We start from the raw sequence: 25,264 nt of genomic DNA on the forward strand, positions 1-25,264 counted from the left end.
CTGAGCGCAAAAGTCTATTTTAGAAGCATTCTAATCGCAAAGGCGCGCGGGAAAATCCCATGTTCATCCAGACCGAAGCCACGCCCAATCCGGCGACCCTGAAATTCCTGCCGGGACGCGAAGTGCTCAGCGGCGAACCGCGTGATTTTCGGTCGACCGATGCGGCAGCGGCTTCTCCGCTGGCCATGGGACTATTTGCGATTTCCGGCGTCGAGGGCGTGTTTCTGGGCTCCGATTTTATCTCGGTGACCAAGGACGAGACCAATTGGGCTCATATCAAGCCCGCCATTCTCGGCGTCATCATGGATCATTTCCTCTCCGGCAAGCCGGTCATCGCCGAGGGCGGTGCCACACCGGTCGATTTCGATGAGGTCGAGGAGTTCTTCGAAGAAGACGACAAGGAGATGGTGGAAGTCATCAAGGAACTTTTGGCCACCCGGGTGCGACCGGCCGTGGCCATGGATGGCGGCGACATCATCTTTAAGGGTTTCAAGGAAGGCACGGTCTTCCTCCATATGCAGGGCGCCTGCTCGGGCTGCCCCTCGTCGACGGCGACCCTCAAGAACGGCATCGAGAACCTGCTCCGCCACTTCGTGCCGGGCGTTGAAGCGGTCCAGCAGGTTTGAGAGCCCGGCCAAGGGCAAAATCGCTCCGGTGGAGCGATTTTAGAGCTCAAAGCCACGAAAGCTATGCTTGAGTGGCCGCAGCTCAAGGGCCGCAAAAAGGTTAAGCAGCAAGCCGGAAGCCCGATCAGCAATGATCGGGCTTCTGTCTTTTTGGGTGGGGGCGTGGCTGCCAGTTGCCCCGGGTCCCCAAACCCGCTAATTCCGCCCCAGCAAGCCCCGGAAAGCCATGGCCATCACCGTCATCATCGAAGCGCTCGGCCATAAGGGTGAAGGCCTTGCCCTTGTCGACGGGCAGCGCGTCTTTGTGCCCTTTGCCCTGCCCGGCGAAGAGGTGGCAATCACCCTTGAGGGCAATCGCGGCGCGGTGGTCGAGCGGCTGAGCCGCGCGCCCGCCCGCATTGAACCCTTCTGTCCGCATTTTGGAACCTGCGGCGGCTGCCAGCTCCAGCACATGGACAGCCAAAGCTATGCCGCTTTCAAGACCGAATTGGTGGAAGCGCCACTGCGCCAGGCCGGCATTGAGGTTCGGGTCGAGCGCTTCATCACCGCCCATGGCACCGGCCGCCGCCGCGCGACGCTGCACGCCCGCAGGGATAAGGCCGGCTATATGCAATTGCGCAGCCACGATCTGCTCGATCTCGATAGCTGCCCCATCCTGGTGCCGGCGCTTGGCCGCGCCCCTGACATTACCCGCGCTCTGGGCGCTGCCATCGGCGAATGCGACATCAGCTTTACCGCCACCAATGCCGGCATCGATGTCGGCATTCACAAGGCGGGAAAAGGCGTGAGGGCCGAAAAGCTGGTCCCATTGGCCAACGAGCTGGGTCTCGCGCGCCTGGCGCTGGATCGCGAAATGATCCTTTTGCGCCAGCAACCCAGTGTCACCATGGGGCGCTCGGAGGTTGACCTGCCCATTGGCAGCTTTCTCCAGGCCACCGCCGAGGCCGAACAGGCGCTGGCCGATTATGTGCTCAAGGCGGTCGGCAAGCCGAAATCGGTTGCTGATCTCTTCTGTGGTATCGGGCCTTTCGCTCTCCGCCTGGCAGAGATCGCCCCTGTCTATGCCGCCGATAGCGACCGGGCCGGTATTGCAGCTCTCGACAAGGCGGCGCGCCATACCCGGGGCCTCAAGACCGTCACTGCCAAGGCCCGTGACCTGTTCCGCGATCCCCTGACTCGCTTTGAACTCAATTTCGACACTTTAGTGTTGGATCCACCCCGGGCCGGCGCTGATGCGCAGGTCAAGGAGATTGCCCTCTCCAAAACGCGCCACGTGGTCATGGTGGCCTGCGACCCGAAAAGCTTCGCGCGCGACGCGGCCCGGCTTGTTCAGGCCGGGTTCAGCTTGAGTGACCTAATAGCCGTGGATCAGTTCGCCTGGTCCAGCCACATCGAGCTGGCAGCGACATTCCGCCGGTGACCCTGCGCGCAACATTTTGCGTGGTTCCGGCGTTAGCCCATGAGGGCTTTGAAATTGACAACTTTCGCGTCAGGCCGCCTCCCCGGTTCGGCGCGACCAATTTTGGAGCATTACGACGATGCTGAAAATCTTTGCCGCTGCCGCGACCATTGCGGCAATTCTCGCCGTTCCCGTCCTTGCACAGTCCAGCGCCAATCCTGGCGGTGTCTGGCAGGACCGCTGGGGCACCACTTTTACCTTCCGGCTTTGCGGTGATGGCACCCAGCTTTGCGGCACGCTCAACGACATCCAGGGCGATAGCCGCACCCAGGAAAACCTTGCCTTTGTGAACCAGCAGGTGGTCAAGGCCAAGCAGACCGCGCCCGGCAAATGGGAGGGCCAGATTGCCCTCAATGGCGGAAACGCCAAGGCCATTGTGCAGATGACCGGCCCGGACACCATCAAGCTGACCGGCTGCCAGCTCCTGTGCTCGAGCATTGAATATCAGCGCGTGTCCTAACAGACAGGCGTTCACGAAAAAGCCCCGGACTGCGGCCCGGGGCTTTTCTTTTGGCGTCAATATCTTTTGGGCCGGTCTCAGCACACGGTGGCGACGCGCTCCTTGATCACTTCGAGCACCTCGTCGCCGGGGCGCTTCCACCAATTATCCTGGCTGAAGATCTCGACTTCCTGAGGGCCATGGAAACCGGCTTCCTCGATCATCCTGCGGATGGCCTTGAGATCGATCACCCCGTCGCCCATCATGCCGCGATCGAGCAACATGTCCTTTGTGGGCACCAGCCAATCGCAGATATGGTGGGCGAAGATGCGCTTCATCCGTCCGGCGCGGGCAATCGCATGGCTGAGGTTCGGGTCCCACCAGATGTGATAGACATCCAGCGCAACGCCCACCGTCTCGCCCAGCTTCTCGCAGATATCGAGCGCCTGATCGACCGTGTTCACACACGCCCGGTCCGCCGCATACATCGGGTGCAGCGGCTCGATGGCTATTTTGACGCCCGAGGCATTGGCATGGGGCAGCATGGCCGCAATGCCGTCCGTCACCTGCTCGCGGGCACCGGGCAGGTCTTTTGACGAGCCCGGCAGGCCACCCACGACCAGCACCAGGCAATCGGCATTGAGCGCCGCCGCCTGGTCGATCGCCTTGAGATTGTCGTCAATGCGCTTCTGCCGGTCGGCCGCATCGATGCCGGGAAACATGCCGCCCCGGCACACCCCAGTGACGCGGAGCTTGTTCTCACGGACAATGCGGGCGGCCTCATCGAGCCCGATGGCTTCGATCTGGTCGCGCCAGGGGGAGATGGCGGTGATGCCATGGCGAAGACACCCGTCAACGGCCTCGGCAAAGCCCCATTGCGGTCGGGTCGTGGCCAGGTTTAGCGAGATGACGGTATCGGCGCTCATGCGGAAACTCCATGGACGGCGAGCACCGCCTTCATGCGCTGGGTGGCGAGGTCGGGATCGGCCAGCACGCGGGCCTTGTCGGCCAGGCGGAACAACTCGCTGAGATGCTGCAGCGAACGGGTCGACTGCTGCCCGCCGATCATGGCGAAATGATCCTGCAGCCCATTGAGATAGGCAAGGAACACCACGCCGGTCTTATAAAAGCGGGTCGGAGCCGCAAAGATGTGGCGGCTCAAGGGCACGGTGGGCTCGAGAATATCGAAGAATTCATTGGTATTGCCGCGCCCGAGCGCCGCGAGGCTTGCCGAAGCGGCCGGCGCGATGGCGTCGAAAATCCCCAGAAGCGCATGCGAATAGCCCTGCTCGTCGCCCGCAATCAGCTCGGCATAGTTGAAGTCGTCGCCAGTATACATCTTGACCGAGGCCGGCAGGCGGCGGCGCATGGCGATTTCCTTCTCGGCCGAGAGCAGGGAAATCTTGATGCCATCGACCTTTTCGGCATTGGCAGCAATGACGTCGAGGCAGACGTCCATGGCCTTGTCGTGGTCGATGTCGCCCCAATAACCCTGCAAGGCCGGGTCGAACATTTCGCCCAGCCAATGCATGATCACCGGCTGTTTCACCTGGGAGAGGACATGACCATAGACCCGGGCATAATCGTCCGGCGACTTGGCGGCGGCGGCAAGGGCACGGCTGGCCATGAGAATGACGCGGCCGCCCTGGGCTTCGACAAATCCAACCTGCTCGTCATAGGCCTTGATGATATCGTCAATGGTGACATCGGGGCCTGGCGCCAAATGGTCGGTGCCGGCGCCATAGGCGATCAGGCTGTCATCACGCGTTCTTGCTTCAACCTGCGAGCGCCGGATCAACTCCTGGGCTTCGGTCCAGGTCAGGCCCATGCCGCGCTGGGCCGTATCCATGGCTTCCGCAACACCCAGGCCCAGATCCCACATGCGGTGACGGAATTTCAGCGTCGTGTCCCAATCGATCGCCGGGGTCAGCCAGGGATCGTTACCGGCCAGCGGGTCGGCCACGACATGCGCCGCCGAATAGGCAATGCGCGGAAAATCGGTGGCCTTGAATTTGACGAATGGAATGGGGTCGCCAGTCAGCGTGTAAGTGCTGATGGAACGGTCGGCATTGGGCAGGTTGATGGTCGGCATGGTGGCCTCCAAGAAGGCCCCCTCACCCGGTGCTACGCACCGACCTCTCCCCCAAGGGAGAGGTGAAGAGGGCACAGTGACGGGTCTGGCGACACCTCTCCCCTTTGGGGGAGAGGTCGGCCCCGTTGGGGGCCGGGTGAGGGGGCCTTGCGGCCCACCATCAAAATTCGAGCTTGGGCACATCCAGCCAGCGGCGTTCTTCCCAGCTTTTCAAACCAAGCTCAGCCAATTGCACGCCCTTGGCGCCGGCTTCCAGCCCATAGGGCCAGGGGGCGTCCTCGGCGACATGGCGCAGGAACATTTCCCACTGCGCCTTGAAGCCATTATCTGCCGGCCAATTGTCCGGAACCTCTTCCCAGTCGTTGAAGAAGTTCATGGTCTGCGGCTGATCGGGGTTCCACACCGGCTTGGGCGTATTGACGCGATGCTGGGTCCAGCATTTGTGGAGCCCCGCTACGGCCGAGCCATGGGTGCCATCGACATGGAAGGTGACCAGGTCATCGCGGCGCACGCGGGTGGTCCAGCTCGAATTGATCTGGGCGATCACCCCGCCTTCAAGCTCGAAGGTGGCATAGGCCGCGTCATCCGTGTCGCATTTGAAGGTCTTACCCTGCTCGTCCACGCGTTGGGGAATATGGGTGGCACCCAGGCAGGAGACCGCCTTTACTTCGCCGAAGAGATTGTCGAGCACATAGCGCCAGTGGCAGAGCATATCGAGAATAATGCCGCCGCCATCATTCTTGCGATAGTTCCAGCTCGGGCGCTGTGCCTTCTGCCAGTCGCCCTCAAAGACCCAATAGCCGAACTCGCCGCGCACCGAGAGGATGTCGCCGAAAAAGCCGCCATCGCGCAGCATCTTGATTTTCATCAGGCCCGGCAGAAACAGCTTGTCCTGCACCACGCCATGTTTGAGGCCCGAGGCACGGGCAGTCTTGGCAAGATTGACAGCCACCTCGAGATCATCCGAGGTCGGCTTTTCGCAATAGACATGCTTGCCAGCGGCCAAGGCCTTTTCGAGCAGGCCCGCGCGCATCAGCGTGGTGCCGGCATCAAAGAAAATGCTGTCGTCGGGATTGGCCAGCGCCTTGTCGAGATCGTCGCTCCAGCGCGCAATATTATGCTTTTTGGCCAGGGCTTCCATCTTGTCGGCATTGCGCCCGACAATGATCGGGTCCACCACGAGGCGGTCGCCATTTTTTAGCATAATGCCGCCCTGGTCGCGGATCGCCAGGATCGAGCGCACCAGGTGCTGGTTGTAACCCATGCGTCCGGTGACGCCATGCATGATGATGCCAAGCCGTTGCTCTGCCATTCGAAAACCTCCCAAGCCATCGCTTTCGGTGTAACTGATTAGTTACTTACCTATATGACCTGCCTGGATGCCGTCAAGCGGTGCCCCCGCAAACTTTCGTTCATCAACGGGGTCCAGGCCCCGGCTAGAGCCCGAGCACCATTTTGAGGCCGATCAGCCCGAGGAAAATCAGGATCATTCGGTCAAAGGCTTTGCGGCTCAACCTGCCGGCAATGGCCTGGCCGAGCGGCATGAAGGCCAGGATGGGAATGAGCGCCAGGACGCCTTCGAGCAGCCATTGGCCCTGCATGACCCCGGCCACGGCCAGGGCCGGCAATTGCACACTGGCATAGAGCAGGAACATCGCCGAGACCGCGAAAACATGGGCATCACGGTCCATCGCCATGGCATGGATGAAGGTGACCCCGATAGGCGCCGATATGCCTGTGGCGCCCTGCAACACACCGCCGCCCATGCCAAAGAGCGGCCCGATACGCCGGGCCAGCGCGGGTTTGACCACGAAATGCGGTGCCGCCAGCTTGAGCGCTACATAGCACAGCAGAATAATACCCAGCGTGAGCACCAGCGCCCGTTCGGGTAGGCTGGTCAAAGCCCAGGTGCCCAGCGCGATGCCGATGGCCCCGCCCGCCAGAAACAGAGGTAGGAACGCCATGCGCCCGTCCCGGGCGGCGGCGCGAAAGCGCCAGACCTGCCAGGCATTGGTAAAGATCAGCGGCACGCACATCAGTCCCACGGCATGCTGCAGCCCGAAAAACGTGGTCAGCACCGGCAGGGCGACCAGAGGCAGGCCCATGCCCGTGGCGCCCTTGACCACGGCGCCGGCGCCCAGCGCCACGGCCATGATCGCCAGCCGTGCAAAATCCAATTCCATCATAAGTCCCGAATATTGGCGAACGAGCCGGTTCGAAAACCCGGTCAGAATATGTTGATACCACCCGAAAGCTTTGAGGCAACGCAATTTATCACGTCGCCGCCAACGGCCCAATGCTCACCAATTGGTTACATGTGTCTTGACTCGACCTCCTCTCGGTCGCAAGTTCGCAATGCGAGAACCGGAAAACGGGTCCGGACATATTGGGAGGATAAGACGATGAAGCAGACCATGCGGATCGTTCTGGCGTCGGGCTGCGCCCTGGTGGCGCTGGGCACGGCCACAGCTTTTGCGCAGGACTGGCAGCCGGATCGGCCGATCAACCTGATCGTGCCCTGGGGTGCCGGCGGCTCGACCGACCAGGTCACTCGCGTCACCGCGCCCATAATCGCCGAGGCGCTGGGCGTCGAGGTGGTGGTGGTCAACCAGCCGGGCGCCTCGGGCGCCATCGGTACCCAGGAAGTGCTCAACGCCCCGCGCGACGGCTATACCTGGACCGCTAACGCCATTGCCAATAATGCCACCTATTCGGTGACCGGCCTGCTCGAAGGCACCAATATCGACGATTGGCACATCTATCTTTCGGTCGCCAATGTGCCGGTGGTCTCGGTGCCGGCCGACAGCCAGTTCGAGGATTTCGGGCAATTGCTCGAGGCCTTCCAATCCGATGCCGGGCGCGGCATTTCCGTGGCGACGGCCGGCGTGACCTCCTCGGGCGGCACGGCCATTGCGGCCCTGTCCGACGCGGCCGACGGCTTTGATTACAATATGATCACCTATGATGGCGGCGGGCCTGCGGCCATCGCCACGGCCTCGGGCGAGGCCATGGTCACCACCCAATTGGCGGTGGAACAGACCGAGTTGATCCGTGGCGGCCGTCTCAAGCCACTGGCCGTGCTCTCGGACAAGCCGTTGGAACTCGATGGCGTCGATCCGATCCCGCCGATCACCAATTGGCTGCCGGATATGCCGCTGGCGCCGGATTATTTCGGCATCTTCATTCCTGCCGGCGTGCCCGATGAGGTGATCGCCACCATGGACAAGATCTGGGCCGAAAAGGTGATGAACTCGGAAGAGGTGAAAACCTATGCCGAAACCTTCGGCGCCGTCTTTGCCCCCTCCTATGGCGAAGAGGCCAGGGCCCTGGCCATGCCGGTGGTGATCCTGGAAGCCTGTTCCTCGGTGGAGCGTGGCGAGGCCGTCAATGACCCATCCACGATCGGCATCGATTGCGAAACCCGCACCGAAGTGGGGATGTAAAAATCAAACGGTTGGGGTGGCCCGAAAGGTGTCACCCCACCCTCGGTCCCTCCCCATCAAGGGGAGGGATGCCAAGGACCGCGGCGCAAGTGCCCATCGTCTCCCCTCCTTGTGAGGCGGGATCAAGGGTGGGGGTTCAATGCGTCGGCGCCAACCTATTCCTTGATTAGTCCGGTAATGCCACATGACCACCGACGCCCCCACGCAGACCGATGACGCCACGACACCCGGAATGATCAAGGCCGATCTGCTGGCCGGCCTTGTCTTCATCCTCTTGGGTCTGGCCATCTTCTATGGCGCCTGGACCATGGACAGGCTCGAAGTGCGGCGCATTCATCCCTTTACCGTGCCGGGCCTGGTGCCGGGCATGCTGGCCATTGCGCTGACCCTTTGCGGCACCATCCTGTCCTTCCGCTCGCTCCGTACAGTAGCGCCGGGCGGCTGGCAGCAATTGTCGGGCGCCATGCTGTCAGGCGCCGCGGGCCGCGCCGCAGCGGTCATGCTGCTTGCGCTCGTCTATACATTGGGCCTGGTGGGCACCCTGCCCTTCTGGGCGGCCACGGGCCTCTTCGTCTTCTGCTTCATCATGGTGTTCGAATGCTGGCTGGCCGCCCCGCGCAAGCCATTGCTGCAATCCCTGCCCTGGGCGCTCGGCCTGGCGGTGGCGACCGCCACGGCGGTCACACTGGTTTTCGAGCGCGCCTTCCTCGTGCGGCTGCCATAGGAGGGCGCGACCATGTTTGATGGACTTCTGATGCTGGGAGGCGGGCTCGCCCACTTCCTCACCCCCATTTCCCTGTTCAATATCGCCTGGGCGACCCTGCTCGGTATTATCATCGGCGCCCTGCCCGGCCTGACAGCCACCATGGGCGTGGCCCTCTTGGTAACGCTGACCTATAAAATGGCGCCCGACCAGGCGATCCTGTGCCTGATGTGCCTCTATTGCGGCGCCATTTATGGCGGCAGCCGCACGGCTATCCTGCTGTCCATTCCCGGCACGCCGGCCAGCGCCGCCACCACGCTTGATGGGCACCCGCTGGCGCTACAGGGCAAGGCCGGCACTGCCATGGGCCTGGCCACGACATCCTCGGCCCTGGGCACCATTGTGGGCATTATCGCCCTGGCGCTCATCGCGCCATTGCTGGCGGAGGCGGCCCTGCAATTTGGAACCTATGAGTTCTTCTGGCTGGCCCTGTTCGGCGTCGTCATTTCCGGCCAATTGACCGCCATCGACGATCCGCTCAAGGGCTATATTGCCGGCATTCTGGGCCTTCTGGTGGCCATGGTGGGCATGGAGACCCTGCATGCGCATCAGCGCTTCACCTTTGGTATCACGGCATTGGGCGGCGGGGTCGACCTGATCCCGGCTATGGTGGGCGCTTTCGGTTTCGCTGAAATTCTCGGCGTGATGAAACGCACGGCACAGGCACGGATCGTCTCCTCCGGCGATCGTGTCATTCCGCGCCTGGCCGATGTGTTCCGCTTCAAATGGACCACCATCCGCTCGGGCCTTATCGGCACCTTTGTCGGCATTGTGCCCGGTGTTGGCGAGGATGTTGGTGCCTGGGCCTCCTATGCGGCGGCTAAGCGCGTCAGCAAGGAAAAGCACCTTTTCGGCAAGGGCAGCCAGGAAGGGTTGATTGCCGCCGAAACCGGCAATTCCGCCGTTATTCCGGGCGCCATGATCCCGACCCTCACCCTGGCCCTGCCCGGCTCTGCCGCCGCGGCCGTGCTCATCGCCGCCATGTTCATCCACGGCATCCGCCCCGGGCCGCTGCTGATGACGGAAAATCCCGAATTCCTCTACCAGATCGTGGCGATCCTGCTCTTTTCGACCATTGCCATGCTGGTCTTCGGGCTGACGCTGACCAAGCCGCTCCTCACCGTGCTTTCGGTGCCGCGCGAGCGGCTGATGGCCGTGGTCTATGTGCTCTGTGTCGTCGGCAGCTTCGCCATCACCCAGCGCATGTTCGATGTCTATGTCATGGTCGGGTTCGGCATTGCCGGCTTCATCCTGCGCGAAATGAAATATCCCATGGCGCCCCTGGTGCTGGGCATTATCCTGGGCGATCTGCTCGATCTTAACCTCAGGCGCGGCCTGCTGCTCACCAATGGCGATCCGAGCCCCTTCTTTACCCGGCCGATCAGCGCTGTTATTTGCATCACCATCATCCTGACCATCCTCATGTCCATTCCAGCGGTGTCCACACGTGTCCGATCCCTCCTCACCCGCGGCCGTGGAGACGCCTCGGCGCAAAGCTGAGGCGGCCAAGCGCCCCCGCAATTCGGTCAAGACCAAGGCGTCAATTCTCGCCGCCGCGCGGGTGGAATTTGCTGATCGGGGGTTTGAAGGGGCGCGGGTGGATGCGATTGCCGACAGGGCCGGCGCCAATAAGCGCCTGCTCTATCATTACTTCGGCAATAAGGAGGAGCTGTATCGGGCGGTGCTGCTCGATGCCTATCAGGAAATCCGCCAGGGTGAGCGGGCCCTGAGCCTTGATCAATATGATCCGGTCCAGGCCATGGACCGGCTGGTGCGCTTCACCTTCCGGCACTTTCTGGCCAATCCCTGGTTCCCGCGCCTGCTCGGCACGGAAAACATCGAAAATGCCCGGTTTTTGAAGACCTTGCCCGATATCAAGGCGCTCCATTCCCCCCTGGTTGGGCAGATTGCCGCCATTATCGAGCGTGGCGCCGCCTCGGGCGTGTTCCGCCGCGATGTCGATCCGGTGCAGCTTTATATTTCCGTTGCCGCCCTGGGCTTCTTCTATGTGTCCAACACGGCGACCTTGTCGGTGATCTTCGAGCGCGACCTGACCAGCGTTAACATGGTTCAGGAACGCGAGGCCCATGCCGTGCAGATGGTGCTGGACTTTTTGCGGACCAAGCCGGGGGCCTGATCGGGCAAGCACGACCAGGTCCTTCTCCCGTCATGAGAGAAGGATAGCGCAGAGTGTCGGACAGGGCGTGAGGGCGCCGAAGCACCCTCAGATATCCACCTCGTCATCGCCCAGAGCATAGAGCGCCGTGGCGGCCTGCTGGAGAATGGCGGCAGCCTTCTGCTGCTGGTCTTTGTCGCCTCGACGCACCTGCTTGATGGCCGCCTTGAGCGTTTTGCGGGCCGCTTCCAGCTCAGGGGCAGCGTCATGCATTGGTCGGTCGTGGTCGGGGCCATGATGCCCTGGGCCTGGCCCTTGCTCGCCCCAATGGGGCGGCACATTGCCGTTTTCCGGATCGCCCGCAAACGGCCAGTCGGCCTTTACGAATTCCCGGAAGCGGTTCATCTGCTCGCCCGTGCGGGCCAGGAAATCCAGCGTTCCGGCCACCGCTTCGCGATTGTCCTCGAGATGAGCCTTGCCCTCATCGGTAATGGTATAGAGCTTTTTATTGCCATCGGTAGCAGAGGCCACATAGCCCGCTTCTTCGAGATAGGTCAGCGCCGGATAGACAATGCCTGGGCTCGGCGAATATACACCGTTCGAGCGCTCTTCCACTGCCTTGATCAGATCATAGCCGTGCCGCGGCTGCTGCTCGATGAAATAGAGCGCCACCAGCCGCAGATCGCCCGAGGCGAGCATGCGGCCGACGCGAAAATTCCCGCCCATATTGCCAAATTCCTCATCGGCCATGCGGGCCATCCGGCCCCAGCCGCGTCGCGCCATGCGCTCGATATGCCGCCAATTCGGCTCACCATTCTTCCAGTAGGTCATGACCTATCTCCAGATATATCGTAAAGCCCTTGGCCAAGAGATTGGCGCGGGCTGGGAGCATTTCAAGATATATCTTGGAGAGAATTTGCCGGCGGCAGATCGTGCTCTGTGCGGGTGGCCGAAAGCATGCCAAATCCCTGCCGCAAGTAACCGGGCAGAGAAATAGACTTCTCGGTGCAAAGCTGCAAACGCCCGGAAGGGGTCCAGGAGGCGCTTAATGAACGAATAATGAAGGCCGGAATCAGACCGGATAGGCCGGTGATCCGCCTTCCCGGTCGAACTGGCCGTGGCGGCGGAAGCGCCACATATAGGTGGGCAGGATTTCGTCCATGCTGGTCGGGGTAATGCCGAAGCCGGCCAGGGTGCGCTTTTCCTTTTTGGCCGCGTCCGAGACGACATTGTCGACGCCCAAAAGCTCGACCTGATCGGGCGTGATCAGCGGCTTGAAGGGCAGCACGCCTAAAAGCGCCGCCATGACCTTCATCAGCCCCGACGGCACCGAGACCAGCATGGGTTTGCGGCCCGCTTCGCGCAGGATGCGCTGCATCAATGCCTTGTGGCTTTCCACATCCGGCCCGCCCAGCTCGTAGATGCGGCCGGGCTTGACGGCGCCTTCGGCGGCCTTGGCAATCGCTTCGGCAACGTCGCCAACGAAAACCGGCTGGAACTGTGTCTGGCCCGAAATCAGCGGCATGACCGGCAGGATGCGAGACAGCGTGCCCATCAGGTTGAAAAAGCCATCGCCCTGGCCGAACATCAGCGAGGGGCGGATGATCACGGCCTGGGGATAGGCAGCCATCACCGCCGCTTCGCCCCTGAGCTTGGAGGCGGCATAGGCGCTGACCGAGGCGGCCTTGTCGACCCCCAGGGCCGACATATGCACCAGGGCCTCGACACCTGCGGCCGTGGCCGCGCGGGCAACGGCCGCCGCGCCATCCACATGCACCGCCTCGAATGTCTGCTTGCCGGCCTGGGCGCCAATGCCGACCAGATTGATGACGATGTCGGCGCCTGCCACGGCGCGCTGCACCGAAGCCTCATTGCGCAGATTGGCCTGCACCGGCACGACCTGCCCCACACTGCCGAACATGCGCACTTCGCCCGCCAGGTCCGGACGCCGCACCGCCACGCGAATGCGATAGCCATCGCGCGCCAGCAATTGCACCAGATGATTGCCGACAAATCCCGACCCGCCGAAAATGGTGACGAGCTTGGGGGCGTTGCGGTCCATGGTGGGGCTCCGAGATCAGGCGAAACAATATCGGTTCCGCTTCTAGCGCAGCCGGCTTGTGCCTGTCGAGCCTTGCCGCGCCTTGATGACGATCTTGCCGGCTTGACTCCGGCCCTTGAGTGTTCTCTATTTGTTCTATATCAATGGAGTTGAGCACAATGACCGAAAAGCGAGATTACCAGGGCCAGTGTCATTGCGGCGCCGTCCGCTTCACCGCTCGGACCGATTTCTCGTCCCTGGGAGACTGCAATTGTTCGCGCTGCCGGCGGCTGGGCTGGATCATGCAATCGGTGTCCGCCAGCGATTTCACGCTGCATGCAGGTGAGGACCAGCTCACGCTTTATCATTTCAATACCAGGGGCATCGATCATCTGTTCTGCAAGACCTGCGGCATCGAATCCTTCGCCCGCGGCAGCGATGGCAAGGGCAATGAGCTAGTCATGGTCAATGTCAATTGCCTCACCGATGCGCCAGAGGTGGATCGCAATGCCATTGCGCATTGGGACGGTGCAAACTTCTGACAATCTCCATGAACCGCATTGACAATGCCCCGCCGCCACCATAGACACACCGCCGTCGCCCAGATGGCGGAATTGGTAGACGCGCACGGTTCAGGTCCGTGTGCCGCAAGGCGTGAAGGTTCGAGTCCTTTTCTGGGCACCAATTTCTCAAAACCCCGACTGCAGCAATGCAGTCGGGGTTTTGCTTTTAAGGCCTGCCGTTAGTCCGGGCAGACGCAGAAATTATTGCCCTCCGGATCGGCAAGAACGATATAGCCGTCGCCGCGCCGGATTTCGGTAGCGCCCAGCGCTACAAGGCGCAGGACCTCGGCCGCGACATCGTCGGCGGCAATATCGAGATGCACCCGGTTGCGCTTGGGCCGGGGGCCGGGCCGGAGATGGATGCAAACTCGCGTGCCCGGGCCGGCAATCATGACGCTGGTATCGGTTTCTGGCGTCAGGCCCAATCCAGCCAGCCGGGCAATCTCGGCATCGTCATAGGGCAGCACGGCATATCCATCGAGCGCGGCCGCCCAGAAGCGGGCAAGGGCGGCAGGTTGGTCGGCATCGATAACAATGTCCTTGAGCCGTCCCATCTTGCTGCCTTTAGTCCAAGGGTCGCTTGCGGGTTCTGCGCGAGGCAACAAATCCGGCAAGGATCCCGGCGATCACCGCGATCAGGAAAGGCCAGTGGCGTACGCTCTGGAAAACCGTGCCTTCGAGCTTTTGATGCGGGCGCAGGTCGAGCGCCGCCATTTCACCCGGCGCCAACTCCGCGGTGATCCGGCCCAGCGGATCGGTGGCAAAGCTCAGGCCAGTATTGGCGGCGCGCACCAGGCTCATGCCTTCCTCCACGGCGCGCAGCCGCGCGTGATGGGCATGCTGGGCCGGTCCAATCGAGCGGTCAAACCAGGCATCATTGGTCAGGTTGAGCAGGAATTGGGCGCCCGCAACGTCGCCAAGATCGCCCGGAAAGATGATTTCGTAGCAGACCAGCACCAGGGCGGCGGGGGCCCCCGGCAAGCTCATCAGGCGCCGCTTGGTGTCGCCCGGCGACCAGCCATCGGCGCCCGGTACGAACTGCTTGATGCCCAATTGCGCAAAGAAAGGCGCAAAGGGCAGATATTCGCCGAACGGCACCAGATGTGCCTTGTCATAGCTGGCCACCACCTCGCCATCGCTGTCGACGGCCACTACCGAATTATAGGGCGGCGCGGCGACGGTTTCGGGATCAGGCTCATATGGACGGCGGGGCACGCCGGCAATCAACGTTGTCTGCTCGGGCAGCAGCCGGGCAATACGCGCCAGCGCCTCGGGATAGGTCTCGAGGAAGAAGGGCAGGCTCGATTCGGGCCACACCAGATGGGTAATGTCGTCGAGCCCCTGATCATTGGGGTTCATCCGCATATCCGAGAGCATCAACAGCCGGTCGATCAGGACAACCGGATCGACATTGCCGAAATCGGCATGCTCGTAGACCAGCGGTTGCACCAGCCGCATCGACATGTCCTGCCGCTCGGTGGCAATCGTGCCCGCAAGCCGGTTCCAGCCATAGCCGAGCTGCCCGGCAATCACCAGCAGCGCCAGAAACAGTGGCGCGAGGCGCTGCGACCAGCCACGATTGTCGCCCGGCCAGACCAAAGCCGGGGTCATGGCCAGCAGCGGCGCGATGAAGGTAAGGCCATAGACCCCGATCACCGAGGCCAATTGCATCATCTCGTCCGTGCCGGTGAGGCTATAGCCCAGAAGATCGAAGGGGAAACCGGTAAACAGGTGCCCGCGCGCAAATTCGGCCGCGGCCAGCCAGGCCGATAGCGTCAATATGCGTACCCAGCCATGGCTCCAGCTCAAATGCGCCAAAGCGCTTGCCAGGCCCCAGAACAGGGCAATCAGCGCCGCAAGTGCGGCAATGGCAAAGGGCATGGCCCCGAGCACCCAGCCGCCATCGACAAAAAAGGCGGCTCCCAGCCAGTGGAAGGCGACCAGGAAATAGCCCCATCCAAAGGCAAAGCCGATGGAAAAGGCCGGGCCGAACAACCGCCGCCAGCCGTTCAGGCGTTCGGCCCCGTCCAGCGCCCAGACCCAGATCGGCAGGGCCAGGAACAAGGCCGGCAGAATGAAGAGCGGCGGCACCGAGAGCCCCGCTATCGCGCCCGCCACCAGCAGCAGCGCAAAGCGGCGCCAGCCATGGCTCAACATGGCAGTTTCGGCCAGCCAGGTCATGGGCAGGAAAAGGGCGAATCACAGGGCATGAGGGCAAGGTGGTCGCCGTCGCTCAAGGCGTCAAGGCAATGGTTTTGGCAGTGGACTTGGCGCCGGGGCGGGGCTAGGACTTCAACGCGGCGCCAGCATCCCCCCTCATCCGGCGCTGCGCGCCACCTTCTCCCCGACGGGGAGAAGAATGGTCCGGCGTCTCGCCCTATTCCTCGCCCCACTGGGGAGAGGGTGGATTGGCCGGAGGCCGAGACGGGTGAGGGGATGTGAGCCGCATGTCCAATCCTGTTACCCTCGCCATCGATACCGCCGCCCCGCGCCTGCAGCTGGCCCTGCTGCGCGCCGATGGCGGTGTGGATACCGAAATCCTCGACATCGCCAAGGGGCATGCCGAAATCCTCTTCGACCGGCTCGAAACGCTGCTCTCGCGCAATGGGCTGGCTTACTCTGATATTGCGCGGGTCGCGGTCACCACCGGTCCGGGCTCCTTTACCGGCCTGCGCATTGGCCTGTCGGCGGCACGCGGCCTGGGGGTGGCGCGCAAGATCCCGGTATTGGGCATTCCCAGCCTGCTTGCCATTTCTCTTGCCGCCGCCGCCGGGCCGGTCGCCGTTCTGCTCGATGCGCGCCGGGGCGAGGCCTATTTCGAGCGCTTTTCCGCCCCCGGTATCAGCCTTGACGGACCGCGCCTTCTGCCGATCGACGAGGCGCGGGAAACCGTTCCGCCCGGCGCGGCCCTGATCACCTCGCCCTTTGTCGATATTGCCGCCATGGTACGCTTTGCCGCCACCGCCGATCCGGCCGGCTACCCGCCCCACGCCTCTTACGTGCGCGATGCCGATGCCAAGCCGCAAAATGCGGCGCGTGTTCCGAGGCGCGCCTGATGCTCAAATTCTGGATGGCCCCGGGTGGACTGCATGTGGAGCCGGCAGAGACGCGCGACGCCAAGGACCTGGCGCGCATCCACGGCCAGAGCTTTTACCGCGGCTGGCCCACCGGCGAATTTGTCAGCTTTTTGGAAGACAGTGCCAGCCCGGCCTATATTGCCTGTGACGCGCGCCGCCGCATTGCCGGCTTTGCGCTGATCCGCATGGCCGCCGACGAAGCCGAGCTGCTCACCATTGCGGTTGACCCCAGATGGCGGGGCAGGGGCGTTGGCCGGGCGCTGATGGATGCGGTCCTGGCCGATCTGATGCTGTCGCCGGTCCGGCGCCTGTTTCTCGAGGTCGACGAACAGAATATGCCGGCCATCCGCCTCTATGAGAAGCTGGGCTTTTCGACCATTGCGACCCGCAAGGGATATTATCCCCGGCCCGATGGCAGCGCCGCTACCGCGCTTGTCATGGCGCGCGATCTTGGTTAACCCGGTCTCCGGGACAACGGGACAGGGAGTGCCGGCGTGAACAAGAACCCTTCCGACCCAACCCTCGAAGAGGCTTGCGTCGCCCGTGGCATGCGCATGACCGAGCAGCGGCGCACCATTGCCCGGGTCATCGAGGAGGCCTCCGACCACCCCGATGTGGAAGAGCTCTATCGCCGCGCCTCTGCGCTCGATCCGCGCATCTCGCTCTCGACGGTCTACCGCACGGTGAACCTGTTTGAAGAGGCGGGGCTGGTGACCAAGCACGATTTCAAGGACGGCAGGGCCCGCTTCGAACTCATTCCCGATGAGCACCACGACCACCTTATCGATATCCGGACCGGCACGGTGATCGAATTCCGCAACGAGGAAATCGAGGCTATACAGGAGGTCATCGCCAAGCGTCTGGGCTATAAGCTGGTCGATCACCGGCTCGAGCTTTATGCCGTGCCGCTTTCCGACAAGACGGCCAAGGACGACAAAGCCAAATGATCTTCAGGATTGTCTTCTTCCTGTTTGTTTTCGTGCCTTTTATGCTGGTGGTCATCCCGCTCCAGGCCCTGGTCCTGCTGCTCAAGCTGCCGTTCTGGAACTTCCTGCCGCGCCTGTTCCACCGCATGGGCTGTGTCTTTCTGGGCCTGCGCGTCAATGTCATCGGCGAGCCCTCCCATGGACGGCCGACACTATTGGTGTCCAACCACATTTCCTGGACCGATATCGTGGCAATCGGTTCGGTGGCCGACGTGACCTTTGTGGCCAAGCGCGAAGTGGGCAAATGGCCCTTTGTGGGCATGATGGCCGATCTGCAGCGCACCATCTATGTGGATCGGACACGCCGCTCCGATGCCGGGCGGACGGCCCAGGCCATGGGCCAGCATATGGCCGGCGGCAATGCCGTGCTGCTTTTTGCCGAGGGCCAGTCCGATATCGGCACCCATGTGCTGCCGTTTCGCTCCGCCCTCATAGGCGCGGCCCAGCACGCCATGCTCGAGGCGGGCGCCAAGGATGTGCTGATCCAGCCGCTTACCATAGCTTACACCAAATTGCAGGGCCTGCCGGTGAGCCGCAATGAGCGTTCGCTGATTGCCTGGATCAAGTCCAAATCGGTCAAGCAGAATATTGCCGAAATTCTTTCAGGCCCGGTCAAGGAGGTCACCGTGGCCTTCGGCACGCCCCTGCCGCTGCGCGAGGGCGATGACCGCAAAGCGGTCAGCAAAGCTGCGGAAAACCAGGTTCGGGCCATGCTGGTGGCGCTCAACCGGGGCGGTAAATTGCCGGCCTGACATCGATTGCAGACAAGTTTACCGATTAAGACTAACAGGCGTTCGCGCTTTTCCCCTTAACACTCGGTTAGCTATGAAAGACCTCCAATTTGGAGGCGATCATGACGTGGGAACTTGTGGCCATTTGGGCAATCGTTGCAGGCGCGACCATCTGGTTTGCCCTTGACGTGCGGCGTCAGCAAAGCGCCAGGCAGCACGAGCAGCTCGAAGAGGACGCGCGGGAATTTGCGACCGGCGCGGCCTGGCGTCACCGCGAAACCGAACCAGCTGTGCCGGTGATGACCTATGACCCATATCGGGTCACCGAGATCCAGCGTAAATTCCTTGAGGAAATGCAGCGTCAGGCGCGTTGATTGCCAAGCTGGCGGTGCGCGGGGCAGAGGACTAGAGCATTTCACCGTTTCGTTGAAGCGCTGAAATTGCTCTAAGTTCTTGTTTTATCGCGCTTCCGAACCGCAAAACCGTTGCCACTTTTGCTGGAAACGCTCTAGCCCTGCGGGCCCATATGTTGTTTGAGCCGGCCCACAATATCGGCCGCCTTCACCATCAGGCCCAATTCGATATCTTCTTCGCTCATGCCTTCGCGCACATCCATCCAGACCGGCACCATGATTTCGTGCCGGATTTCCTGCTCGCCAATGGTTTCGGTGAGGATAGCGCGAACCTTTCCGGTCATCCGTTCGGCCAGGGTCGGGTGTGGCTGGCGCTCGGCCAGGGCAATATCGATCAATTCAAGTCTCATACTTGGCTCCGCAGAGCCCCCACCGGCCAGATTGGCCAGCGATGGTTCATCGAGCCTTAACGCTGCTGCGCCCTCATGGGTTCTCCACAGGTGCAGCAATATTTGTGATTGGTCACCGGCCGGAACGGCCCGTTGCTAGACGCGCACGGCGTGTTCCACCATGCCCGCGTCACCGAAGACGCGCAGATAACGCATGATTTCCGATTTGTCACCGGTGGCCTTGGCCGGATTGTCCGAAAGTTTCACCGCAGGGCGGCCATTGGCCTCGGACACCTTGGCGACAATGGAAATGGGCTTCAGGCCCGGATTGGGTTCGGGTGCGCAACCCTCGAAATCATTGGTGAGATTGGTGCCCCAGCCAAAGCTCATGCGCACCTTGCCATCGAAATGCAGATACGCTTCCTCGATCATGTCGACATCGAGCCCATCGGAGAAAATGAGGAGCTTTTCGCGTGGATCGCGGCCGCGCGATTTCCAGAAGTCGATGATCTTTTCGCCCCCTTCGATGGCGGGTGCACTATCGGGCCGGAACCCGGTCCAGTCGGCCACCCAATCGGGCGCATCGCGCAGGAATGCGTCGGTACCGAAGGCGTCCGGCAGGACAATAAGAAGATTGCCGCCATAATAGCTCTTCCAGTCCTGCAGGACCCGATAGGGCGCCTCGCGCAATTCCTTGTCCGACCGGGCGAGCGCGGCCAGGACCATGGGCAATTCATGGGCATTGGTGCCCAGCGCCTCGAGGTCATTATCCATGGCCAGTTTCACATTGGACGTGCCGGTCATATTGGCGCCAATGCCTTCCTTGAGCGCCTCGACGCACCAGCGCTGCCAGAGGAAAGAGTGGCGCCGTCGCGTGCCGAAATCGGAAATTTTAAGATCAGGCAGCTTGGCCAGCCGCTCGACCTTTTCCCACATCCGGGCCTTGGCGCGGGCATAGAGCACATCGAGCGTGAAAGGCCCGTAATGCTTCATCGCCGCGCGGCTTCTCAATTCATTGATAATGGCCAGGGCCGGAATTTCCCACATGGTGGTTTCCACCCAAAGGCCGGGAAATTCGAGCACGAACTGGCCGTCGCGTTTCTCCAGCCGATAGTCGGGAAGCTGGAAATTTTCCAGCCAGCGCAGGAAGCCGGGCTGGAAGATCTGCTTGGACCCGTAAAAGGTGTTACCCGCCAGCCAGATCATTTCCTTTTTCGAAAAGCGCAATGTGCGGCAATGATCGAGCTGGGCGCGCAATTCGTCGATATCGATCTCTTCGGCCAGCCGGACCGAATTGGTGCGGTTGATCAGGCTGAACGTGGCCTCGACTTTGGGATAGAGCCCCCAGATCATCTGCAGCATCAGGAGCTTGTAGAAATCGGTGTCGAGCAGGCTCCGGATGATCGGGTCGAGCTTGAAGGTGTGGTTGTAAACCCGCCGGGCAATATCGGTATAGGTGGCCATAAGTGTCCCCAATGCGCGGCAGGTCTTGTAACTTCGAGCCGTGCCGAAGGCAAATTCGCTCCGGTGGGGAGATTTTACCTACGGCCCGGCTTGAAGTTGAAACCGTTCGAACCGCTCCAGTTCCGCATCGATGGCCGCCTTTGCCCCGGCGCCCATATCCTCCAGCCAGGTCCATTTCTGCACCAGCAATTTGCCCGCCTGCCTGTCGGTCTTGAGGTCGATGGCGGCAACGACCCGGTCGTCGACCAGCACCGGCAAGGCGAAATAGCCATATTGTCGCTTGGCCGCCGGCACATAGGCCTCGAAAATATGGTCATAGCCGAAGAGGAGCTTGAGCCGCTTGCGCTGGATGATCAGCGGATCGAAGGGCGAAAGAATATGCACCCGATTGGCCGGGGCAGGGGCCGCACTGTCCAGCGCCTCGCGGGTCGTCCAATGCGGCACTTTCTCGGCGCCCTCAATGGTGACCGGCACCATTTGCCGGCGCTTGACGCGCGCTTCAATCAATTCGCGCACCGCCTTTTTCGCCGGGGCATTGAGATGGCAGATCGAATCGAGGCTGGCCACACCCTGGCTGCGCAGCGCCCGGTCGACCAAATAGGCCGTCACCTGTTTTTCGGTGGCGGGACGGGGGCTTTTTTCCCAGCCGAAATGCCTGCCCGTCAGGTCATAGGTCTTGACCATGCCCTCGCGCGCCGCAATGGCCACAAGCCCCTGATAGAACATCAATTGCAGCACGCGCTTGCTCGGCTTGCGGCTGGCCCAGGGATGGTCCTTGTCCACCAGCTCGTCATCATCGATATCGCGGATGGACAATGGCCCCTCTTTTTTGAGGCGACGCACCATGGCGCTGACTTCTTTTGCGGTCACCGAGCCGAACCAGGCACTGGGCTTGTCCCGATAGGCCTTCATGGCCGGGATGAAATAGGGAAGATCGGCGCTGGGCACATAGCTCAGCGCATGCGTCCAATATTCAAAAATGGACTTTTGCCCCGATTGCAGCACGGCCAGGTCCTGGCGCTGATAGGCGGGAATGCGCGAATAAAGAATATGATGATGGCAGCGCTCGATCACATTGATTGTGTCGATCTGCACATAGCCAAGCTGTTCGATAGCCGCCTGCGCCGCCTGGGGGCCGGACCCGAAAGGCTCGGTCTCATCGAGGCGCTGCGCCTTCATCCAAATGGCGCGGGCCAGGGCAGGGGTGAGCGTGATGGGCTTTTTGGACACGGGTGATTCCTGGAATTGGCAGGAACCTTGTCAGATCAGGGATGTGTGTCAAATGGGGTCAGGAGTGAAGCGGCCTGCGCAGCTTTGACGTTAAAGATTTCTTTACCCGGCGCGTCGATGATTGGTTAACTAATCCCTAAGGTTTGCCATGCGCGTCGCAATAGTCGGACTGCTGACAGCCCTGAGCTTAGTCTCGACGAGCGCTGTTGAGATGAAGACCAAGAGGCCCGTTTGTGCAGGAGAGATGAGTACCGAATATCCCTGCGAGTGGCAGCGGAGGCTCATGGTTGCGCAGCGCGAGTTCGTGGCCAACCTTGAAGCGGTCGACGAAACCACCACCGGTTCGATTACTCAGACAGATCGATAACGTCGATAGGCGGAAAGGTTGCCCCTCGTTTGATCCCGCTGGTCAAGTTGGTGGAGGCAAAGGCCGTACCCACATTGTGTTTCAGGTAGCACTGCTTGAGCCGCGAGTCGTACGTGAACGCGCGGCACGCGTTGTCATCCACACAAGCCATCCGACATGCGCCGGGCGACGAGATACCGCGCTCCGGGGACGTGTTGAAATCGCGTCCACTCAGGCCTTGGCGTGGCAATACATCCTGTGTCGGATCGATCGCGCCAATTGAGTAAGTGATCGCGTCGCCATCTTCGGGGAACAGAAAAATACCCGACATGGCGTCTGCATACGCCTCAAGTCGCTCAACGCCTCCCTTCAAGAAGCAATTCGGCCCGCGAGAAAGACGAGGGTTGGCATTAAATGTGAAGGCTAGACACTGGTCTTCGTAGAGGCACATGGAGGCGCACTCAACTGCATCTTCCGTGCGCTCCGAGGAAATGTCCGAACCGTAAAAGTCTAGGCCACCATAAAGTGCCAGCCTAAGGCCACCATTGGGCGCGGCATCAGGGGGCGTCGAGGCTACCGTGGAGGTTCTCTCAACAGTATCAAAAGCAGGCGACGCGAGGCCAAGCCCGCTCAGGTCGGCCAGAACGGTTGGACCAAGTACGTTGATCGCTAGGCTGTCGATTTCGCTGGACGAAAATACATACATGTCGTCGCTAGGTGTTCTGAACATGCGCGTGACCACGCTTGTCGGTGTTCCGAACTGTTCAAGCGCTTCGATAATGTCGGAGACACGAGCCTGAACGCCTGAGGTGTCATTGGTGCCGTACATCTGGTGGACGCCCAACTCACCCTCTACGAGGCGCTCGGCACCAGCAAAGAAGACAAACGCGCACGCCGAGTAGCATCCTGCCCCCTCGGGTATCACTGTTGATAGGGCACGATCATGAATGTCGTTTGCGAGAATGAGCCCGCTGGCTACGAGACCGCCGGGACTATTAAGGACGACAACGTCAGCTTGGGGCGCGGCGGTGAGCGCTCGCCGGAACTCCAGCGGGGTGTTGATCCCGATTTCCCCATCCAAAACCACAACATTTGGATGGTCGTCAAAGACTCTAAAGGCGCCGATTTGCTCATCGGCCCACGTTGCCGAAACCAGAGACACCAGGAACACCGATACCACTGGGAAGCATCTGAGTAATTGTCGCATCTTGCCCCCTCGCGAGTACATTAGTCAGGCGACGGGGCTGAGAACAAGACGGATATTGGGAGAGCCTAGGACCGACCGGACAGACTTCCTGCGGCAACTTCGCCGTGACAGCCTTCGCCAGTGATCAGCATGAACGTCGTGCAGGCCTCGCGGGCTTGCCGAGCCCAAACCGCGTAAGCAGCTCGCCTTTCGCGCATAGCGCTCAAGGCCTTCTTGCTTTCGATCGCTTCACTGAAGCGCTCGATCTGCTACGCAGACCAGCGGCGAAGTGGTGGAGCCAAGCGGGATCGAACCGCTGACCTCTTGCATGCCATGCAAGCGCTCTCCCAGCTGAGCTATGGCCCCATCCGGACAGGGGGCGAAATGCAGGCCCTGTCGAGTGTTTTGGGTTCGTCCGGGGTGGTGCCCGTCCGAAGCGAGGCGGAACCTATTGGATCATTCCGCAACACGCAAGTGCCTAAATGACACTTTTTTATCCTGCCGGGCGATTATCCCGTCCGGCAGGATAAATTGAACAAAATCAACGGTCTTCGTCGTCGCCGACGTCAAAGCCAAGGCTGTCGTCCTCGTCTTCATCCTCTTCGAGGAAGGTGTCTTCATCATCGTCGCCCAGGTCTTCATCGACCTCGACATCCTCGACATCGGGAATATCGTCGCCGCTCTCTTCGGCGTCGGCTTCCTCGAGGCTGACGATTTCGGGACCGCTGGTATCCTCGACCTCGTCTTCTTCTTCGGTCTCGTCCTCGTCATCCACCTTGCGGGCGGTTGCCGGGCTCGGCTTGCCGGTCAGCGTTTCGAAAAAGGACCGCGGATAGCTCTTGCCGGTATAGGGCGAGACGATCGGATCCATATTGAGATCGTAGAACTTTTTGCCGGTATCGGGGTCGGTCCGCTTGGTACCGCGTTCACTGGCCATCTCTCATGCCTCGTCGAATAAGGAGAAGTGCGGGCGCTTCAGTAGCCGCGAACGCCCATTTCGGTCAGTCCGGTTATGGGCAAAGCCCTGCCCTGTCAAACGCAAAATGCGGCCTGGCCCATCTCCCCCGCGGCTCGGGCGCCTCCCGAGAGCTCCAATGCATGCCCCTTGCCCTTGCCGGTCTGCCCCGCTATCGCCTTTTGCGGCTGATCGCGAAATGGGGACAAAAGACATGATTATCGCCGTGGACGGACCGGCCGCTTCGGGCAAGGGCACGCTGGCCGCAGGGCTCGCGCAGCATTATGGCCTGCCCCATCTCGATACCGGCCTGCTTTATCGCGCCGTCGGGCTGGCAGTGGCCGAGCGGGTGAACGGGCCCGAATTCGAAGCCGCCGCCATTGCCGCGGCCCGGGCGCTCGATGCTGGGCATCTGGAGGATATTGCCGCCCTCACCAGCGCGGAAACCGGCGTGCTCGCTTCCAAGGTGGCGGTGATCGCCGAGGTGCGCGCCGCGCTGTTTGATTTTCAGCGAAATTTTGCCACCCGGAAGGGCGGCGCCGTGCTGGACGGGCGCGATATCGGCACCAAGATCTGTCCCGATGCCGACGTGAAGCTCTTCATCCAGGCCGACAGCAAGGCACGCATGGAGCGCCGGGCGCGGCAATTGGAGGCGCGTGGGCTTGAGGTGGACCGCTACGCACTCTTTCACCAGATCGAGGAGCGGGACGCGCGCGACATGCTCAATCCCAATGGCGGCTTCTATCAGGCGCAAGACGCACACTTGCTCGATACGACACAACTCGGTATAGAGGCCGCACTCCGCGCTGCCATCGCGATTGTCGATAAGGCCATGGCGCTCAAGGCAGGAGGGCAAAAGCTCTCCTAATTTCCTCCTTGGGACCGGCTCCATCTGGCAATCATCCCGCGCTGGCCCGGACCTGAAATACCCAATCAACCTGTTTTCTGAAGCGGTGCTCCGTGCGCCGGCTTTGGCATTTTTGCCGAAGCGGACCCGCATTCGGA

At 61.6% G+C, this 25,264-nt stretch carries 27 protein-coding genes and 2 tRNA genes; 15 read left to right on the top strand and 14 right to left on the bottom strand.

Annotated features, from left to right (window positions below; all coding sequences use genetic code 11):
- Positions 1–59: 59 nt before the first annotated feature.
- From V8Z65_RS18035 to V8Z65_RS18045, 3 genes are all read left to right on the top strand, one after another.
- Complete coding sequence (locus V8Z65_RS18035) at positions 60–626, top strand: NifU family protein (RefSeq protein ID WP_338721556.1); 567 nt, start codon at positions 60–62, stop codon at positions 624–626.
- A 226-nt stretch (positions 627–852) separates the two neighbouring features.
- Positions 853–2,046 carry a TRAM domain-containing protein gene (locus V8Z65_RS18040; RefSeq protein ID WP_338721557.1) on the top strand — a complete coding sequence of 398 codons (1,194 nt, stop codon included), beginning with the start codon at positions 853–855 and terminating at the stop codon, positions 2,044–2,046.
- Between the two features lie 118 nt (positions 2,047–2,164).
- Positions 2,165–2,545, top strand: a complete 381-nt coding sequence (locus V8Z65_RS18045) for a hypothetical protein (protein WP_338721558.1) — start codon at positions 2,165–2,167, stop codon at positions 2,543–2,545.
- Positions 2,546–2,622: 77 nt separating this feature from the next.
- Here V8Z65_RS18045 and V8Z65_RS18050 read toward each other — a convergent pair whose 3' ends face one another.
- The 4 genes from V8Z65_RS18050 to V8Z65_RS18065 all read right to left on the bottom strand — a co-directional run bounded on the left by V8Z65_RS18050 (position 2,623) and on the right by V8Z65_RS18065 (position 6,799).
- Positions 2,623–3,450 (bottom strand): sugar phosphate isomerase/epimerase family protein, encoded by an 828-nt coding sequence (locus tag V8Z65_RS18050; RefSeq protein ID WP_338721559.1) that lies wholly within the window; start codon positions 3,448–3,450, stop codon positions 2,623–2,625.
- Positions 3,447–4,616, bottom strand: coding sequence for a dihydrodipicolinate synthase family protein (locus V8Z65_RS18055; protein ID WP_338721560.1), 1,170 nt, complete (start codon positions 4,614–4,616; stop codon positions 3,447–3,449). The genes V8Z65_RS18050 and V8Z65_RS18055 overlap by 4 nt, the downstream gene beginning before the upstream one ends.
- A 160-nt stretch (positions 4,617–4,776) precedes the next feature.
- Complete coding sequence (locus V8Z65_RS18060; RefSeq protein ID WP_338721562.1) at positions 4,777–5,928, bottom strand: Gfo/Idh/MocA family oxidoreductase; 1,152 nt, start codon at positions 5,926–5,928, stop codon at positions 4,777–4,779.
- Between the two features lie 124 nt (positions 5,929–6,052).
- The gene (locus V8Z65_RS18065) at positions 6,053–6,799 is read right to left on the bottom strand and encodes a sulfite exporter TauE/SafE family protein (protein ID WP_338721563.1); all 747 of its coding nucleotides are present in this window, start codon (positions 6,797–6,799) and stop codon (positions 6,053–6,055) included.
- 219 nt (positions 6,800–7,018) lie between these two features.
- On the opposite strand from V8Z65_RS18065, the gene V8Z65_RS18070 reads away from it, so the two are divergent.
- The 4 genes from V8Z65_RS18070 to V8Z65_RS18085 all read left to right on the top strand — a co-directional run bounded on the left by V8Z65_RS18070 (position 7,019) and on the right by V8Z65_RS18085 (position 10,959).
- Complete coding sequence (locus V8Z65_RS18070) at positions 7,019–8,059, top strand: tripartite tricarboxylate transporter substrate binding protein (protein ID WP_338721564.1); 1,041 nt, start codon at positions 7,019–7,021, stop codon at positions 8,057–8,059.
- A 184-nt stretch (positions 8,060–8,243) separates the two neighbouring features.
- Entirely contained in the window at positions 8,244–8,783 is a 540-nt protein-coding gene (locus tag V8Z65_RS18075; protein ID WP_338721565.1) for a tripartite tricarboxylate transporter TctB family protein, read from the top strand.
- A gap of 12 nt (positions 8,784–8,795) precedes the next feature.
- A complete protein-coding gene (locus V8Z65_RS18080; RefSeq protein WP_338721567.1) occupies positions 8,796–10,322 on the top strand; it encodes a tripartite tricarboxylate transporter permease in 1,527 nt (508 codons plus the stop codon).
- A complete protein-coding gene (locus V8Z65_RS18085) occupies positions 10,270–10,959 on the top strand; it encodes a TetR/AcrR family transcriptional regulator (protein WP_338721570.1) in 690 nt (229 codons plus the stop codon). Before V8Z65_RS18080 ends, V8Z65_RS18085 begins: the two co-directional genes overlap by 53 nt.
- A gap of 87 nt (positions 10,960–11,046) precedes the next feature.
- On the opposite strand, the gene V8Z65_RS18090 is transcribed toward V8Z65_RS18085, so the two are convergent.
- Together V8Z65_RS18090 and V8Z65_RS18095 are read right to left on the bottom strand one after the other, a co-directional pair.
- The gene (locus tag V8Z65_RS18090) at positions 11,047–11,769 is read right to left on the bottom strand and encodes a PadR family transcriptional regulator (protein ID WP_338721572.1); all 723 of its coding nucleotides are present in this window, start codon (positions 11,767–11,769) and stop codon (positions 11,047–11,049) included.
- A 241-nt stretch (positions 11,770–12,010) separates the two neighbouring features.
- On the bottom strand, positions 12,011–13,000 hold the full coding sequence (locus tag V8Z65_RS18095) for a complex I NDUFA9 subunit family protein (RefSeq protein WP_338721573.1): 990 nt from the start codon (positions 12,998–13,000) through the stop codon (positions 12,011–12,013).
- 158 nt (positions 13,001–13,158) lie between these two features.
- On the opposite strand from V8Z65_RS18095, the gene V8Z65_RS18100 reads away from it, so the two are divergent.
- Both V8Z65_RS18100 and V8Z65_RS18105 read left to right on the top strand, forming a co-directional pair.
- Positions 13,159–13,521, top strand: a complete 363-nt coding sequence (locus V8Z65_RS18100; RefSeq protein WP_338721574.1) for a GFA family protein — start codon at positions 13,159–13,161, stop codon at positions 13,519–13,521.
- Positions 13,522–13,578: 57 nt separating this feature from the next.
- Positions 13,579–13,663, top strand: a tRNA-Leu gene (locus V8Z65_RS18105).
- A 58-nt stretch (positions 13,664–13,721) separates the two neighbouring features.
- Here the strand turns inward: V8Z65_RS18105 and V8Z65_RS18110 are convergent.
- Together V8Z65_RS18110 and lnt are read right to left on the bottom strand one after the other, a co-directional pair.
- On the bottom strand, positions 13,722–14,096 hold the full coding sequence (locus tag V8Z65_RS18110; RefSeq protein WP_338721575.1) for a VOC family protein: 375 nt from the start codon (positions 14,094–14,096) through the stop codon (positions 13,722–13,724).
- 10 nt (positions 14,097–14,106) lie between these two features.
- Positions 14,107–15,723, bottom strand: coding sequence for an apolipoprotein N-acyltransferase (lnt, locus tag V8Z65_RS18115; protein WP_338721576.1), 1,617 nt, complete (start codon positions 15,721–15,723; stop codon positions 14,107–14,109).
- A 266-nt stretch (positions 15,724–15,989) separates the two neighbouring features.
- On the opposite strand from lnt, the gene tsaB reads away from it, so the two are divergent.
- The 5 genes from tsaB to V8Z65_RS18140 all read left to right on the top strand — a co-directional run bounded on the left by tsaB (position 15,990) and on the right by V8Z65_RS18140 (position 18,710).
- Entirely contained in the window at positions 15,990–16,598 is a 609-nt protein-coding gene (tsaB, locus tag V8Z65_RS18120; protein ID WP_338721577.1) for a tRNA (adenosine(37)-N6)-threonylcarbamoyltransferase complex dimerization subunit type 1 TsaB, read from the top strand.
- A complete protein-coding gene (gene rimI / locus V8Z65_RS18125; RefSeq protein ID WP_338721578.1) occupies positions 16,598–17,077 on the top strand; it encodes a ribosomal protein S18-alanine N-acetyltransferase in 480 nt (159 codons plus the stop codon). The genes tsaB and rimI overlap by 1 nt, the downstream gene beginning before the upstream one ends.
- Positions 17,078–17,167: 90 nt before the next feature.
- Positions 17,168–17,566 (top strand): Fur family transcriptional regulator, encoded by a 399-nt coding sequence (locus V8Z65_RS18130; protein WP_338724072.1) that lies wholly within the window; start codon positions 17,168–17,170, stop codon positions 17,564–17,566.
- Positions 17,563–18,357: a lysophospholipid acyltransferase family protein gene (locus tag V8Z65_RS18135; protein WP_338721579.1), complete on the top strand. Its 795-nt coding sequence runs from the start codon at positions 17,563–17,565 to the stop codon at positions 18,355–18,357. Before V8Z65_RS18130 ends, V8Z65_RS18135 begins: the two co-directional genes overlap by 4 nt.
- A 101-nt stretch (positions 18,358–18,458) precedes the next feature.
- Complete coding sequence (locus V8Z65_RS18140; RefSeq protein WP_338721580.1) at positions 18,459–18,710, top strand: hypothetical protein; 252 nt, start codon at positions 18,459–18,461, stop codon at positions 18,708–18,710.
- 134 nt (positions 18,711–18,844) lie between these two features.
- Here V8Z65_RS18140 and V8Z65_RS18145 read toward each other — a convergent pair whose 3' ends face one another.
- The 6 genes from V8Z65_RS18145 to V8Z65_RS18170 all read right to left on the bottom strand — a co-directional run bounded on the left by V8Z65_RS18145 (position 18,845) and on the right by V8Z65_RS18170 (position 24,241).
- A complete protein-coding gene (locus tag V8Z65_RS18145) occupies positions 18,845–19,099 on the bottom strand; it encodes a hypothetical protein (RefSeq protein WP_338721581.1) in 255 nt (84 codons plus the stop codon).
- Between the two features lie 135 nt (positions 19,100–19,234).
- Positions 19,235–20,542 (bottom strand): nicotinate phosphoribosyltransferase, encoded by a 1,308-nt coding sequence (gene pncB, locus V8Z65_RS18150; RefSeq protein ID WP_338721582.1) that lies wholly within the window; start codon positions 20,540–20,542, stop codon positions 19,235–19,237.
- A gap of 78 nt (positions 20,543–20,620) precedes the next feature.
- Positions 20,621–21,721 (bottom strand): crosslink repair DNA glycosylase YcaQ family protein, encoded by a 1,101-nt coding sequence (locus tag V8Z65_RS18155; RefSeq protein ID WP_338724073.1) that lies wholly within the window; start codon positions 21,719–21,721, stop codon positions 20,621–20,623.
- Positions 21,722–22,119: 398 nt separating this feature from the next.
- Positions 22,120–23,280 (bottom strand): PAN domain-containing protein, encoded by a 1,161-nt coding sequence (locus tag V8Z65_RS18160; protein WP_338721583.1) that lies wholly within the window; start codon positions 23,278–23,280, stop codon positions 22,120–22,122.
- A 314-nt stretch (positions 23,281–23,594) separates the two neighbouring features.
- Positions 23,595–23,670: transfer RNA gene (locus tag V8Z65_RS18165), tRNA-Ala, on the bottom strand.
- Positions 23,671–23,845: 175 nt separating this feature from the next.
- Positions 23,846–24,241 (bottom strand): TIGR02300 family protein, encoded by a 396-nt coding sequence (locus V8Z65_RS18170; RefSeq protein WP_338721585.1) that lies wholly within the window; start codon positions 24,239–24,241, stop codon positions 23,846–23,848.
- A 232-nt stretch (positions 24,242–24,473) separates the two neighbouring features.
- Between V8Z65_RS18170 and V8Z65_RS18175 the strand changes: the two genes are divergently transcribed.
- Positions 24,474–25,127 carry a (d)CMP kinase gene (locus V8Z65_RS18175; RefSeq protein WP_338721586.1) on the top strand — a complete coding sequence of 218 codons (654 nt, stop codon included), beginning with the start codon at positions 24,474–24,476 and terminating at the stop codon, positions 25,125–25,127.
- Positions 25,128–25,264: the final 137 nt, after the last annotated feature.

It is taken from the genome of Devosia sp. XK-2 (assembly GCF_037113415.1).
Taxonomy (GTDB): Bacteria; Pseudomonadota; Alphaproteobacteria; order Rhizobiales; family Devosiaceae; genus Devosia.

Coding starts and splice junctions, on each gene's coding strand:
- V8Z65_RS18035 (WP_338721556.1), top strand. CDS start 60: ATGTTCATCCAGACCGAAGCCACGCCCAATCCGGCGACCCTGAAATTC.
- V8Z65_RS18040 (WP_338721557.1), top strand. CDS start 853: ATGGCCATCACCGTCATCATCGAAGCGCTCGGCCATAAGGGTGAAGGC.
- V8Z65_RS18045 (WP_338721558.1), top strand. CDS start 2,165: ATGCTGAAAATCTTTGCCGCTGCCGCGACCATTGCGGCAATTCTCGCC.
- V8Z65_RS18050 (WP_338721559.1), bottom strand. CDS start 3,450: ATGAGCGCCGATACCGTCATCTCGCTAAACCTGGCCACGACCCGACCG.
- V8Z65_RS18055 (WP_338721560.1), bottom strand. CDS start 4,616: ATGCCGACCATCAACCTGCCCAATGCCGACCGTTCCATCAGCACTTAC.
- V8Z65_RS18060 (WP_338721562.1), bottom strand. CDS start 5,928: ATGGCAGAGCAACGGCTTGGCATCATCATGCATGGCGTCACCGGACGC.
- V8Z65_RS18065 (WP_338721563.1), bottom strand. CDS start 6,799: ATGGAATTGGATTTTGCACGGCTGGCGATCATGGCCGTGGCGCTGGGC.
- V8Z65_RS18070 (WP_338721564.1), top strand. CDS start 7,019: ATGAAGCAGACCATGCGGATCGTTCTGGCGTCGGGCTGCGCCCTGGTG.
- V8Z65_RS18075 (WP_338721565.1), top strand. CDS start 8,244: ATGACCACCGACGCCCCCACGCAGACCGATGACGCCACGACACCCGGA.
- V8Z65_RS18080 (WP_338721567.1), top strand. CDS start 8,796: ATGTTTGATGGACTTCTGATGCTGGGAGGCGGGCTCGCCCACTTCCTC.
- V8Z65_RS18090 (WP_338721572.1), bottom strand. CDS start 11,769: ATGACCTACTGGAAGAATGGTGAGCCGAATTGGCGGCATATCGAGCGC.
- V8Z65_RS18095 (WP_338721573.1), bottom strand. CDS start 13,000: ATGGACCGCAACGCCCCCAAGCTCGTCACCATTTTCGGCGGGTCGGGA.
- V8Z65_RS18100 (WP_338721574.1), top strand. CDS start 13,159: ATGACCGAAAAGCGAGATTACCAGGGCCAGTGTCATTGCGGCGCCGTC.
- V8Z65_RS18110 (WP_338721575.1), bottom strand. CDS start 14,096: ATGGGACGGCTCAAGGACATTGTTATCGATGCCGACCAACCTGCCGCC.
- lnt (WP_338721576.1), bottom strand. CDS start 15,723: ATGACCTGGCTGGCCGAAACTGCCATGTTGAGCCATGGCTGGCGCCGC.
- tsaB (WP_338721577.1), top strand. CDS start 15,990: ATGTCCAATCCTGTTACCCTCGCCATCGATACCGCCGCCCCGCGCCTG.
- rimI (WP_338721578.1), top strand. CDS start 16,598: ATGCTCAAATTCTGGATGGCCCCGGGTGGACTGCATGTGGAGCCGGCA.
- V8Z65_RS18130 (WP_338724072.1), top strand. CDS start 17,168: ATGCGCATGACCGAGCAGCGGCGCACCATTGCCCGGGTCATCGAGGAG.
- V8Z65_RS18135 (WP_338721579.1), top strand. CDS start 17,563: ATGATCTTCAGGATTGTCTTCTTCCTGTTTGTTTTCGTGCCTTTTATG.
- V8Z65_RS18140 (WP_338721580.1), top strand. CDS start 18,459: ATGACGTGGGAACTTGTGGCCATTTGGGCAATCGTTGCAGGCGCGACC.
- V8Z65_RS18145 (WP_338721581.1), bottom strand. CDS start 19,099: ATGAGACTTGAATTGATCGATATTGCCCTGGCCGAGCGCCAGCCACAC.
- pncB (WP_338721582.1), bottom strand. CDS start 20,542: ATGGCCACCTATACCGATATTGCCCGGCGGGTTTACAACCACACCTTC.
- V8Z65_RS18155 (WP_338724073.1), bottom strand. CDS start 21,721: ATGAAGGCGCAGCGCCTCGATGAGACCGAGCCTTTCGGGTCCGGCCCC.
- V8Z65_RS18170 (WP_338721585.1), bottom strand. CDS start 24,241: ATGGCCAGTGAACGCGGTACCAAGCGGACCGACCCCGATACCGGCAAA.
- V8Z65_RS18175 (WP_338721586.1), top strand. CDS start 24,474: ATGATTATCGCCGTGGACGGACCGGCCGCTTCGGGCAAGGGCACGCTG.